This window comes from Oceanobacillus sp. FSL W7-1304, assembly GCF_037969805.1.
GTDB classification, from domain to species: Bacteria; Bacillota; Bacilli; order Bacillales; family Amphibacillaceae; genus Oceanobacillus; species Oceanobacillus profundus.
Map to the genome: position 1 here is coordinate 2,429,574 of NZ_CP150211.1, position 12,642 is coordinate 2,442,215.

Consider the following 12,642-nt stretch of genomic DNA (forward strand, 5'->3'; position numbering starts at 1 on the left):
TCCTAACCAGTATTGTTCTATTGATTTTAGCAATAGTATATAAGAAGAAACAGTCTATAATTCCCTTTTTTTATATGCTATAATTTAATTGAGAAGAGTTCGGCTTTCCTGTAAAGTAGCTATTGCCCCGATGTACCATCTCAAAAGTCAGATCATTACACCTTTGAATCCGCAATAAAAATAGCAACTTTTTCAATCAAGAGATGAACGCTTTTTAATACATAAAAAAACTGAATCCAATAAAGGATCCAGCCTCAATTTGTATTTATTTTTAAAACAAAGACCTGTATTAATGAATGTCTTTCTTCTTGAAACTACCGCCTTTTACTTCTGCCACATCATACACAGCAATAAAAGCATGTTTGTCAATTTCGTTAATAATTTCTTTCATCTTACTATCTTCTAAACGGTTAATAATACACGTAATTTCTTTAAATTTTTCATTTGTATAACCACCTTCAACCAGATTATAGGTTGCACTGCGACCTAAACGATCACGTATGGTTTCTACCATTAAATCCGGCTGACTAGTGATAATTTTATAGGTCTTAGAACCACTTAAACCTTCCTCAACTATATGAATCACTTTAGAAGCAATAAAATAAGCTATCCCTGACAAGAAAGCCCCTTGTAATCCGAAAACTGTGGAAACGACTATAAAAACAAACATATTTAAAAATAGAATAAGGTCACTTGTTCCAAAAGGCAATTTTCGGGATAGCAATACCGCTAACATATCAATACCATCCAATGCGCCACCATTTCGTAATGCTAACCCCATACCGAAGCCAATGATAATACCACCAACGACGGTCACTAACAATGTATCTCCTTGAACTATAATTGGTATATGGTGCATAATGCTTGTCCCAAACGCAAGTGTAGCAATACCAATAACAGAGTAAATCGCAAAGCTTTTCCCGATTTGTTTATATCCTAAAAACACGAACGGAATATTCAATATCGCAATTAAAACTCCAAGAGGTAATCCGAACAGTTGTGAACCGACTATACTTAAACCCGTCACGCCACCATCTGACACATTGTTTGGGATCAGGACCGACTCAAGACCATATGCTGTTATAAAGGCACCTATCGCAACTGCTAATGCACGTAGTACCTTTTTAAATATTATGGTTCTTTTTTGCTTTGTGCTTGTATTTGCATTCATTTACTTTCCTCTTTCCAAACAATTTTTCTATTTCTTTATTTAATCATACTTTAGATTATCATGGTATTATTTATTCATATTGAGAGGAAATTGAAGAAGTATTGGACAAAAAAACAGGGCAAAATCCGATTGGATCAGCCCTGTTTTTGTATTAGCAGAATTCACATTGTACTAATGTCAATCACGAATCTATATTTTACATCAGAAGCCAATACTCTTTCATACGCTTCGTCAATTTGATCAGCCGTAATCACTTCAATTTTAGGAACAATGTTATGTTTTGCACAGAAATCTAACATTTCCTGTGTCTCACGGATGCCTCCAATCATCGAACCTGCAAATGAACGACGATGACCGATTAAATTTATCACGTTGAGTGACAGCGGTTCTGCAGGAGCACCGACATTTACGAGAGTACCATCAAGAGTTAGTAATCCTAAATATGCATTCAAGTCAATATCTGCACTTACCGTGTTAATAATTAAGTCAAAGTAACCAGCAAGTTTCTCGAATGTTTCTGTGTCACTTGTTGCATAGTAATTGTCTGCTCCTAATTTATAACCATCATCCTGTTTCTTCAATGTTTGTGATAGAACAGTAACTTCAGCACCCATTGCATGGGCAATTTGAACAGCCATATGCCCAAGACCACCCATACCTACAATAGCAATCTTCTTGCCAGGGCCCGCCGCCCAATGATTTAATGGAGAATATGTCGTAATACCAGCGCAAAGTAGTGGTGCTGCAACATCAAATTCAATATTATCAGGTATTCAGAGTACGAAGTCTTCAGGTACGACAATATGGGTAGAATAACCGCCTTGAGTTGGTTCCCCGTATTTATCAACGCCAGCGTAAGTATCGACTTTACCTTCGAGACAATATTGCTCCTCTCCATTACGGCAGTTCTCACATTCACCACAGGAGCCTACCATACATCCGACACCAACTCGATCCCCGATAGTATACTTTAAAACGTTAGGTCCTATAGCCGTAACAACGCCTGCAATCTCATGGCCAGGTACAAGTGGATAGTTGACTGGACCCCATTCACCGTGAGCTGTATGAATATCGGAATGACAAATGCCTGCATATTTAATTTCAATCAGAACATCATGCGAATCAAGATCACGTCTTTTAATTTCAGCAGCTCGAAACGGTTGATCCGGACCGTCTACTGCTCGTGCTTTAGCTGTAACCATCTGTATAGCCCTCCAATAACTTGATTTTTTAGAGAATTTACTTATTATTCTCCTGCAAAACTAGGATAAACCCTATAGTTAACTCTAGGTCAACAAATAAATAAGGATTTATTTATACTTTGACATTCCGTATTCAGCGTGATAAAATTTCGCCAAAACCTAGAGTTAACTCGAAATCTATATCAAAAGGAGTTAAACAACTGTGACATATTCTATCAGTGAAGTTGCAAAAAAGTTAAATCTCACCGTATATACTTTACGTTACTACGATAAGGAGGGCCTAATGCCTTTTGTAGAACGGACACCTAACGGAACAAGATTGTTTAAAGAATCCGATATAGACGCTTTAAATGTAATTGAATGCCTTAAATCTACAGGGATGCCTATTAAGGAAATTAAAAAATTTATCGATTGGTGTTCCGATGGAGATTCCACGCTACAAAAAAGATATGACATGTTCTTGGAACGAAAAGCTGTTGCAGAAGCACAATTGGAAGAGCTAAAGAAGACAATGGAACTTATAAATCATAAATGTGAATATTACCAGACTGCATTGGATGCAGGAACGGAAGATATTCATAAGACCAATAAAATAGGGAACTTTTAATTAACAAAGAAACAATAACTTGAGTTTTGGTTAATTCATCAGGTCCACTTAGTAGAACTTCTTCAAAAGGATCATTTGATTTTGAAACCAGCGTAACCGGAAAAACCTTCGATCGAAAGCGATTTTTTATAAAAAAATAATTTTAAATGACAAAAGTTGTTTAATTATAAGTCTATTTAATAACAAGGAGCAGCACCTTGATGGTGTTGCTCTATTCTTGTATTTCTTATAAAGATAGATGCTATTTGCCTACATTAAATCTAAAACTGCTTCAACGGTTTCTTCGCAATATATTTTTGGGGATTTTTACTTCTTTCAATTACTTCATACTCTTTTTAAATTAGGACCGATTTCGACTTTCAACTTGATGGATCCAGTTTAAATCTGCTTCTAAATGCAAGAGGGTACCACTAATTAATAAATACCTATTCTCGTCACCTCGAAGAAGAAATTCCGTTTTTAGTTTAGTCAATTCCAAAACATCTTTCATTATCATTGCCTTTTGTTGATCAAGCATTTCCTTTTCCTGTTCGAAACCAATCTTACGAGCACAGCTCCATTTAAAATGAAAATCATCTTTTGTAGAATGATAGGGTACAAGTTCCAGCAGCCAATTTTCCAGCTCACTTTTACCTTCCGTAGTTATTTCATAAAGTTTTCTTTCTTGGTCATCCATTCCTACAGATGAGACAAGCAGATCACGAATAAGACGATCCAAAGTCGTATAAATTTGGCCAGGATTAATTTTCCCTTTGGTTCCTAGAAGGGATTCCAGCTCCAGTTTTAATTCATATCCATGATTTTCTTGCAAATATAGCAATGTTAATATTCCGTACTTAACCGACATAATTGCTCAACCTTCTTTAAGTGATGATATAATATTTATTTTACCCGCCGTAGCACTAGAAATCCAAGAAGCAAAAAGGCTAAGAGAAATACCAGCAATCAGTGCCAGGATAATATTTCCTAAAGGTATTTGAAAAGATATAAACCCTTCTAAAAGTTCGGATTGGCTAGTAACATAAAGTAAAACCACACCTGAAATTATACCACCAATAACCCCTGACAATCCTATAAGCAAACCTTCTCCAATTATCATTTTTTTAACTTGCTGTTTCGTAAAACCAAGCGCTCGCATTGTCCCTATCTCAGAGGTGCGCTCCAAAGTGTTCATCAGTAAAGTGTTAGCTGTACCAATACTTGCTAGCCCGATAATTAAAACTAACATGACTAGAATTAACTCGTTCATGCCAGATAATGCGGAAGTAGATGATTTAATTTCATCTTCTACCGTTTCAACTTTTGAGAGATGATTGCTGAAATCCAGCCATAACTGATCTCGTAATTGTTCAGCTGTATATCCGTCATTTAAAGTTAGCAGCATGTCAAAACTATTCGCCCAACCAAATTCATTATTTAAATGATTCTCATCCATAAATGCGGTATAGCCTGCGTAATTCGATGTTTTCACAACGTCAATGACTTTAAATTGCTGATTACCTGAAGGTGTATTAATGGAAATATATCCCCCTACACTTCCGCCCCATTCATCAAAGGCTCTTTCACCAAGGAGAATAGATGGTTCCTTTGTCAGCTCATTATATGATTCATCCTTTTCAGAACGCTCAAATAAAGTGGGTCCTTCTTTATCTGCAGCAAAAATAGAAAACTGTCTCTTCTCTCCGTCTATTGTTTCCCATGTAATTGGCGTAGCTTCCGTTAAGGGCTCAGCATTCGCAACAGAATCATAGGCTAGCATTTTTGCTCTATCCTGTTCAGACCAAGGCGCTTCTGATGTAACTCTTAGGTCGCCACCATACGTATTCCTGATTTCATTTTCATAACCTTCCGGAGCAGATTCGATAACAGCACTTAGCAATAATATCACTGCTATTCCAACGGCAAGAATAGCGGAAGTATTGGCGTTTCGATTTAATTGCTGTTTTAGGCTTTTAGCTGCCAGACTGCCAGAATAGCCAAAGAATAGCTTCAAAATAGGTTTAAATATCCGATTCACACCCAGTAACAATAATGGAAACAACAAAATGATGCTTGCCAAAATAGCTAAGTAAGAGACAGGGTGATCGATAAATACAAAGATTAGCAAGCCAGCTCCCAGAACAGCCCTAAATATGTATCCTCTCTTCGATGATTGTGTTTGATCTGCCATTTTTAACGTCAATAAAACTGAGGTTTTCCCCGCATTATAAATTGGAAATAAAGAAAAGACAACAGGAAATAAAATTCCAATTACTACAGCTGTTAGTGTAGGCATCTGCCAATTTAATGTGTAAACCATGTCAAACTCAAACACGCTAAGCAAAGTTTGCATGAACATATCTCCAAGCAAAATTCCAATGGGCACTCCAATAGCTACACCTATTAATGCCAAAAGTAGTACTTCAATAAGAATAAGTCTAGAAACAGAACGTTGAAGATAACCAAAACTCTTCATTATCGCAAATTCTTTTTTTCTCTCCATAACACTTGTATAAATCATATTAAAAACAATAAACCCACTGATAAACATGGATAACCCAGCGATTAGGTAAAAAAATGTATAAAGTCCCCCAATGTCATTACTTTGTAGATCATCCGCGACAACTGGTTGTACATATACATTTGAATTAAGAAATTCTTCCTGGAGGGATTGAAAAAGCTTCTCTCCTTCATCATTTGTTTGGAACCTTACATATGAAAGCTCATTATCCATACCAGTCCAATCTCTTAACAAATCAAGTGGAGCCATAATTCGGAAGCTCTTCTGTTCAGCACCTTCCCAGTCACTCGGACTTGCAAGCAGCTGCGTGTATTCAACAATGGCGGAAACCTTAGCTTCTCCCAAATTGGTAAACCTAATTGTATCTCCTACCTTTTTATTTAACAGATTTGCAACAACGTCTGGTATTACCAATCCTTCATTATCTAAACTTCCTTCAATTACAGGAAGTTTTAGCAAAGAACTATCTTGATCATTCACACCTGTAATTCGTACAGATCTTTGATTTAGGGATTGATCACCCTCAAGCTCAAAGAAAGCTTGTTTATCAAGCGCAAGCAGTGTTTCCGTTACCGCTGAACTAGTCAGAACTGACGAAACAATATCTTCAGAGTATGTATGTTCATCGCTTAGAACCCAGTAATCTGCATTTGCCACATACATTTGTTCGTAATAATCAAAAACATCATTTGTTGTTTTGTCTGCAATAAGCATAGATGTTACGAACGCTATACCTAAAATAATCCCAAGCAATGAAATGGAAAAACGTTTTTTATTTTGTATTATGTTAAGCCATGAAATTCGCCACATATTTAGCATAATCATCATCCTTCCTAGAAATCACTTGATCAATAACTCCATCTTTAAAAAGAATAATGCGATCTGCAAACCCAGCTGCGAAAATATCATGCGTAACCATTATGATTGTTTGATTGCTTTCTCGGTTGAATCTTGCTATTAACCCGAGAATTTCTTCAGCTTTATTTCTATCTAAATTTCCCGTTGGTTCATCAGCTAATAATACAGAGGGATTATTGACAAGCGCTCTGGCTATAGCTACTCGTTGTTGCTGACCACCACTAAGTAAATTAGCACGTTTTCGACCAAGCTCCTTTAATCCAACAGAATCAAGTAATTCTAAAATAAACTGGTATTTTTCTTTCGTTAAACTGCCATCTGCATGAAGAGGAAAAGCTATGTTTTCTTCTACATTTAATGTTGGTAGCAGCTGGTAATTTTGAAAAATAAACCCTATATATTTTCTGCGGAATATCGTTCTTTCTTTTTCCGTCATCTCACTCAAATTATTCTGATTTATTAATATATCCCCTTCAGTTGGTATATCAAGACCACCTAAAAGTTGTAGTAATGTACTTTTCCCAGAGCCACTTGGCCCCATTATAGCTACAAATTCCCCTTCTTCAACGTGCAAATCAACACCTTTTAATACTTGCGTTCTTGCTTGCCCTTGTATAAACGACTTTGTTAAATTGTTTACCTTAATCATGTTTTACTTCCTCCTATCCCTAACTTCATTTTATTATATACTAAGTATATAATAAAATGAAGTGAAAACACTAATTAACACCTAAATTATTTGTAAATATATAAAAAAACCTATAAATCATACATACTAAGTATGCATGATTTATAGGTTTTTGCTGTTTTAAAATAAAGTTTATTTTAACCAAAAAACTTGCAGATCGAATAATTCACCGGGATTGAAGCAATTGTACCTTGTATACCGAAAGAAAATTAACTATCCCAATAGCTTGTTTCCATATCAATTAACCAATGATTACGAAGCATGAGAGTTCGTTCTACCCCAGCTACCGCACCCGCAACCCATATCCAAATATTAACCTGCAACGAAAATGCTATTGGTGATTCGAATGTACCTATATTTTCAGAAACCCAAGGAATTTCCGTAATCTTTTCTATTAGTTGAGGTGCACTCAAGGCTATTGAAGTCAATAAAATTAAAATAGCAATCATCCCAATGAGCGAGCTAATTTTGGGAAATCGTTTATGCAATCGCATGCGTAAACCCCTAATCGAACGTTTATCTGGATAAACTGAAAAGGTCTCTTCTTTGTCCGAATCATAACGAATCCGATTTATCCCATACCCACCTTTTTCTATTTCAATTACTCCATTTTCTACTACGAAAGCAGCTGGAAGCTTAGAGTAGGCAATATGTATGCCATTGCGGTATAAATCAGCTTTAGGCTCCTCCGCAAAATATTTACAGCTTATAGCGTAATCGGTTTTCTCATTCTGATCATTGGTTATTTCTATATGGAATAATGAGCGAGTGAAAATATTCCATAGGCGGTACTCTTTTAATGTATGACCATCTCCCTCTTTAACTTTTTTCATCTTCAGACGACGTTTTCTACGACGAATAAAACGAAGCATCAGGTATACAAAACCCCTTTATCTCAAATTTGTTTTTATTTAAAAAATGCTTGTCTTTGTTATACGTTTGATATTTATTTTGGTTTCATTTGTTGTATAAAGAGAATAAAATTATTAAAATGAGGCCGTAAATACACATTACACCGCCCTCATTTGAGGACGGTGTAAAAGTTAAGTTATTTAATTGTTAGGGCAACTTCCAAGTAGAACTTTATGGATGTAACGATAATGTTGTTTAAACAATCGTGCCCGTTAACAGCACAATTCTTAAAAATAAAAGGTGGATTTGCTTAAAACAGACCCATTTCTTATCTATTGCTCAAAATATCTAACTCAGATAGTGGGCTGTCTATACATATTCATGATATTCGTTGGGGTCCTGTCCTTCTACACGGCCGGCTTCCCCTTTATCCAGTGAATCAATTGTTTCCATATCCTCAGGGGCTAATTCAAAGCTGGTACTATTGATATTATCCTTTTGATGCTTTGGATTACTCGATTTTGGAATAGAAAATACGCCGGCCTGATAGTTCCAGTTTAAAATAATCTGTGCCGGAGTTTTATCGTATTTATCCGCGATTTCTTTAATTGTGGCATTTTCCAGCACGTCATTCAGATAACCCCGACCAAAAGAACTCCAGGCTTCAGTAAGAATACCCCGTTTTTTATTTTCTTCAACCATACGGTTATTATTAAAATACGGCTGACGCTCCACCTGGTTTGTAGCAGGAGTCACACCTGTTTCTTCGATAATATTGTCCAGATGTTCAGGTTCAAAGTTTGAAACACCAATGGTTCTGATTAATCCTTGTTTTTGAGCATCCACTAAAGCCTTCCAAGCTTCTACATATTTGCCATCTTTGGGATTCGGCCAATGAATTAAATACTTGTCAAAATAGTTTAATCCAGTGCGGCGTAAAGATTCTTGAATAAAGATAAACGCCTTGTCGTATTCATGGTGCGAGCCGGGCAATTTCGTACTGATTAAAATTTCTTCCCTGGGCAGTGCGGATCGACGTACAGCTTCACCGACAATACCTTCATTGTTATAGTTTGTTGAAGTATCGATTAAACGGTATCCTGTGTTTAAGGCGTTTAAAATTTCAAATGTACCCTGATCACCATCAATGCCGATCGTGCCTAATCCCACAAGGGGAAGCGCTGATCCATCATTTAGAATAAAACTATTATCTCTAGTCAAAGTCTCATCTCCTTTAAAAATCTTTGTAATGTAAGTTGAGAATAATAGAAAAGGATATTTCCTTCACGTCTGCTAATATGAAACCAATAGGCTGTCTACACTAAACAGTGGTTCCTGTGAAAAAGCTCGCGGTCAATTGTCAAGCTCAGGTCATATTACCATTATTTCATGTTTTCATCTCCCACTGAGATGTCCATAAGTACTATACCCAATTTAGAAAAATCCTACACCAAACGGAACTGATTGAAGTAGTCATCTTCGTAATAAATCATAACCGTTTGAATACTTAATTTTACTGGTTACTACTTACAAAGCGGCCATAGTAAAGAGTAATCATAGGTTTAAATCCAACAACCGCAGCAATCTTTTCTTAATCAAATAAAGCAAACAATCAAACACCGTTCAAATAATTCGAACGGCGTTCAATAATAGTTGTTCTTTTTTTTGCTCTGAAATATATGTTGGGGTCAGGGTTAAATTCAAACAATAAAAAACACCCCTTTAGACAATCTATCGAAAGGGGCGAAACTTCGCGAATTTATTTTAAAGCCACGAACACAACAGTAGTTAGAATCCCTCTTACTCCACCGTAACACTCTTAGCTAAATTCCTTGGCTTATCAACATCACAGCCACGATGCAACGCAGCATAATAAGCTAATAATTGCATTGGAATCACACTTACTAATGGTGTTAAGAGTTCATGCACATGTGGGACCACGAAGCTATCATCGTCTTCTTCTAAGCCTTTCATGCTGATGATCATTGCGTTTGCACCACGGGCAACGACTTCCTGCACATTACTGCGAATAGAGTAGTTTACATTTTCCTGTGTAGCAAGCGCGATTACTGGTGTTCCTTCTTCGATTAGGGCGATCGTTCCGTGTTTCAATTCTCCACCAGCAAAACCTTCTGCCTGGATATAGGAGATTTCCTTCAGCTTCAATGCAGCTTCCAGTGAAACATTGTAATCACCGCTTCTACCGATAAAGAAAGCATTACGAGTTGTCTCAAAGTAATCTCTTGCTAATTGTTCGATTTCTTCCTTCTGACCAGTTAGAGTTTCCATTGCTGTTGCAACAATAGCAAGCTCCTGCAATGGATCGAAATCTAATTGAATTCCTTTTACATTTGCTGTATCGACTGCCAAAATAGCTAGTACTGCAATTTGTGCAGTATATGCTTTTGTTGAAGCCACAGCAATTTCGGGACCTGCATATAAATGCAATGTATGGTCCGCTTCACGAGAAAGGGTGGATCCTGGCACATTTGTAATCGTTAATGCCGGGTGGCCCATTTCTTTTATTTTAACTAAAACGGCACGGCTATCAGCTGTTTCACCACTTTGTGAGATGAATATAAATAGTGGTTTCTCGGATAACAGCGGTGTATTATATGAAAATTCACTTGCAACATGAACTTCCACTGGAATGTTTGCTAGTTTCTCAATGAGTTCTTTTCCAACTAAGCCTGCATGGTAGCTTGTGCCTGCCGCAATAATATAAATGCGGTCAGCCGCTTTCATTGCACTGCGGATGTTTGCATCAAGCTTTAGTTTATTGTTTTCGTCTTGATAGTTCTTGATGATGTTACGCATTACAATTGGCTGCTCATCGATTTCTTTCAACATGTAATGGGCATACGTACCCTTTTCAGTATCACTTGCATCAATTTCAGCAGTGTAGGGTTTGCGTTCCACAACAGAACCTTCTAATGTTTGAACTTCAACAAAGTTGCGATTAACAAGTACAATCTCTTTATCAAAAATTTCAAGGTATTGGTCTGTTTCCTTTAATGTTGCCATAGCGTCGCTTGCAACAAGGTTAAATCCATCACCTAAACCAACCAGAAGTGGACTTTTGTTTTTGGAAACATACAGTGTCTCGTGATCCTCTACGTCGATTAGACCAATCGCATAAGAACCTTTTAATAAACGCATCGTCTCACGAAACGCCTCGACCGTATCCTGATGTTTTTGATAAAGCTTATCGATCAATTGCACAACTACTTCTGTATCCGTATCACTTACAAAACTAACATCTTGAAGGTATTCTTTTTTCAGGTCATTGTAATTTTCAATAACTCCATTATGAACAAGAGTGAATCTGCCTGTTGTACTTTGATGTGGGTGTGCATTCGTGATACTTGGTACACCATGTGTTGCCCATCTAGTATGGCCAATTCCCATTGTTGCTTGGATCGAGTTATCCACACGTTCACGTAGTGCAGCAATGCGACCTTTCACCTTCGTCAGGTTGATGCCTTCTGCATTCAGCATAGCAATACCCGCAGAGTCATAACCTCTGTATTCCAGCTTTTCCAGTCCGTTTAATAAAACTTCCTTCGTATCATTTTGTCCGATATATCCTACAATTCCGCACATAACGTTGTCCTCCTAATAAGGGGCAGACAAAACGAACCTTTTTCTTTGCTGTACAAGGGGCGTCTTTCTGCCCCTCTCTCGTGTATTTTTATAGTGGACATCTTGCTTTATCCTTTTGTCCAATAAGTCGCCTCATTGTTTTATAGATAAAGCGAAACGATTGAGATGTGCAACCGGGAGGCACCCGCCGAAACTTCGATAACCTCCACCTCGTCAACTATTTTTCCATTTCGACCTGAAAAATAGTCCTGGCGCTTTTTGTTACTTCGATAACCTCTATGCTCCTTTCTTTTTTTAAATAAACGGTTCTGTTGGAAATATTTCCAAACGAACACTCTTCATTCTAACTGAAACTTATCAATTTGGTCAATACCTAACCCCTATTTTTTAGAAGGAGTTATTGATTAGTATATGATGGTCAAGGCGTCAAAGTTCCTTATCGATTTATATCATAGATAAGGTTATATAACGATCCGTTAGATTTTTATTTATAAACATTAAATCAGACGGAGGAACCCTATTTTTTCGTTATAATAAACACATAACCAATGATAGGAGATTTGCAGATGGAAATATCAATTGAAAAATTAAAAGCTGCCGATGCAGACGCTTTATTCACATTTGAACTTGAAAATAGAGATTATTTCGAGGAAACAGTACCATCTCGAGGGGACGACTATTATAAGCCAGATATTTTTAAAAGGAACCACGAGGCTTTGCTGAAAGAGCAAACAGTAGGTACTTCGTATTTTTACTTAATAAAGGATCAGCATAATGCGATTGTTGGCAGGATTAATCTAGTGGATATTACTTCTGCTCAAAAAGCAGCTCATCTCGGCTATCGCGTTGGCAAGTTCTATACTGGGAAAGGCGTCGCCAAAAGAGCATTGCAATTATTATTAGAAAACGTCATCGCCAATCAGAATATCAAGCAGATTCATGCCAAAACCACAACCAATAATGTGGCATCTAGAGTGATTCTAGAGAAAAATGGATTTGCTTATATGAGGGCGGATAAGGAAACATTTGAAATGAATGGACAGAAGCTGTCTTTTGTTTATTATAGATGGACGAATAAAAATTTCTCTTGTTAACCCAACCACATAGGTTAACAAGAGAAATACGTGATTTTAGGCGGAGATTTTTTCCATTGCTAAAGTT

General features: G+C 36.9%; 9 protein-coding genes and 1 pseudogene. 2 read left to right on the plus strand and 8 right to left on the minus strand.

What is annotated here, in order from left to right; all coding sequences use genetic code 11:
* Nucleotides 1-289: 289 nt before the first annotated feature.
* Together NYE61_RS12325 and NYE61_RS12330 are read right to left on the minus strand one after the other, a co-directional pair.
* Nucleotides 290-1,171 (minus strand): YitT family protein, encoded by an 882-nt coding sequence (locus NYE61_RS12325; protein ID WP_303449369.1) that lies wholly within the window; start codon nt 1,169-1,171, stop codon nt 290-292.
* A gap of 161 nt (nt 1,172-1,332) precedes the next feature.
* Nucleotides 1,333-2,373, minus strand: a pseudogene (locus tag NYE61_RS12330) (NAD(P)-dependent alcohol dehydrogenase).
* 202 nt (nt 2,374-2,575) lie between these two features.
* Between NYE61_RS12330 and NYE61_RS12335 the strand changes: the two are divergent.
* A complete protein-coding gene (locus NYE61_RS12335; protein WP_095313015.1) occupies nt 2,576-2,980 on the plus strand; it encodes a MerR family transcriptional regulator in 405 nt (134 codons plus the stop codon).
* Nucleotides 2,981-3,320: 340 nt separating this feature from the next.
* On the opposite strand, the gene NYE61_RS12340 is transcribed toward NYE61_RS12335, so the two are convergent.
* The 6 genes from NYE61_RS12340 to glmS form a co-directional block, all read right to left on the minus strand.
* Nucleotides 3,321-3,827: a PadR family transcriptional regulator gene (locus NYE61_RS12340; protein ID WP_095313013.1), complete on the minus strand. Its 507-nt coding sequence runs from the start codon at nt 3,825-3,827 to the stop codon at nt 3,321-3,323.
* 6 nt (nt 3,828-3,833) lie between these two features.
* On the minus strand, nt 3,834-6,299 hold the full coding sequence (locus NYE61_RS12345) for an FtsX-like permease family protein (RefSeq protein WP_303449467.1): 2,466 nt from the start codon (nt 6,297-6,299) through the stop codon (nt 3,834-3,836).
* Entirely contained in the window at nt 6,268-6,987 is a 720-nt protein-coding gene (locus NYE61_RS12350; protein WP_095313010.1) for an ABC transporter ATP-binding protein, read from the minus strand. Before NYE61_RS12350 ends, NYE61_RS12345 begins: the two co-directional genes overlap by 32 nt.
* Nucleotides 6,988-7,235: 248 nt before the next feature.
* Entirely contained in the window at nt 7,236-7,898 is a 663-nt protein-coding gene (locus NYE61_RS12355) for a hypothetical protein (protein ID WP_251661273.1), read from the minus strand.
* A gap of 349 nt (nt 7,899-8,247) precedes the next feature.
* Nucleotides 8,248-9,099: an aldo/keto reductase gene (locus NYE61_RS12360; protein WP_095313006.1), complete on the minus strand. Its 852-nt coding sequence runs from the start codon at nt 9,097-9,099 to the stop codon at nt 8,248-8,250.
* Nucleotides 9,100-9,678: 579 nt separating this feature from the next.
* Entirely contained in the window at nt 9,679-11,481 is a 1,803-nt protein-coding gene (gene glmS / locus NYE61_RS12365) for a glutamine--fructose-6-phosphate transaminase (isomerizing) (RefSeq protein WP_095313004.1), read from the minus strand.
* Nucleotides 11,482-12,047: 566 nt separating this feature from the next.
* Between glmS and NYE61_RS12370 the strand changes: the two genes are divergently transcribed.
* Nucleotides 12,048-12,575, plus strand: a complete 528-nt coding sequence (locus NYE61_RS12370) for a GNAT family N-acetyltransferase (RefSeq protein WP_303449363.1) — start codon at nt 12,048-12,050, stop codon at nt 12,573-12,575.
* The last annotated feature ends 67 nt before the right edge of the window (nt 12,576-12,642 follow it).

Excerpts from the sequence above, each read along its gene's own strand:
- NYE61_RS12325 (WP_303449369.1), bottom strand. The coding sequence starts at position 1,171 with ATGAATGCAAATACAAGCACAAAGCAAAAAAGAACCATAATATTTAAA.
- NYE61_RS12340 (WP_095313013.1), bottom strand. The coding sequence starts at position 3,827 with ATGTCGGTTAAGTACGGAATATTAACATTGCTATATTTGCAAGAAAAT.
- NYE61_RS12345 (WP_303449467.1), bottom strand. The coding sequence starts at position 6,299 with ATGCTAAATATGTGGCGAATTTCATGGCTTAACATAATACAAAATAAA.
- NYE61_RS12350 (WP_095313010.1), bottom strand. The coding sequence starts at position 6,987 with ATGATTAAGGTAAACAATTTAACAAAGTCGTTTATACAAGGGCAAGCA.
- NYE61_RS12355 (WP_251661273.1), bottom strand. The coding sequence starts at position 7,898 with ATGCTTCGTTTTATTCGTCGTAGAAAACGTCGTCTGAAGATGAAAAAA.
- glmS (WP_095313004.1), bottom strand. The coding sequence starts at position 11,481 with ATGTGCGGAATTGTAGGATATATCGGACAAAATGATACGAAGGAAGTT.
- NYE61_RS12370 (WP_303449363.1), top strand. The coding sequence starts at position 12,048 with ATGGAAATATCAATTGAAAAATTAAAAGCTGCCGATGCAGACGCTTTA.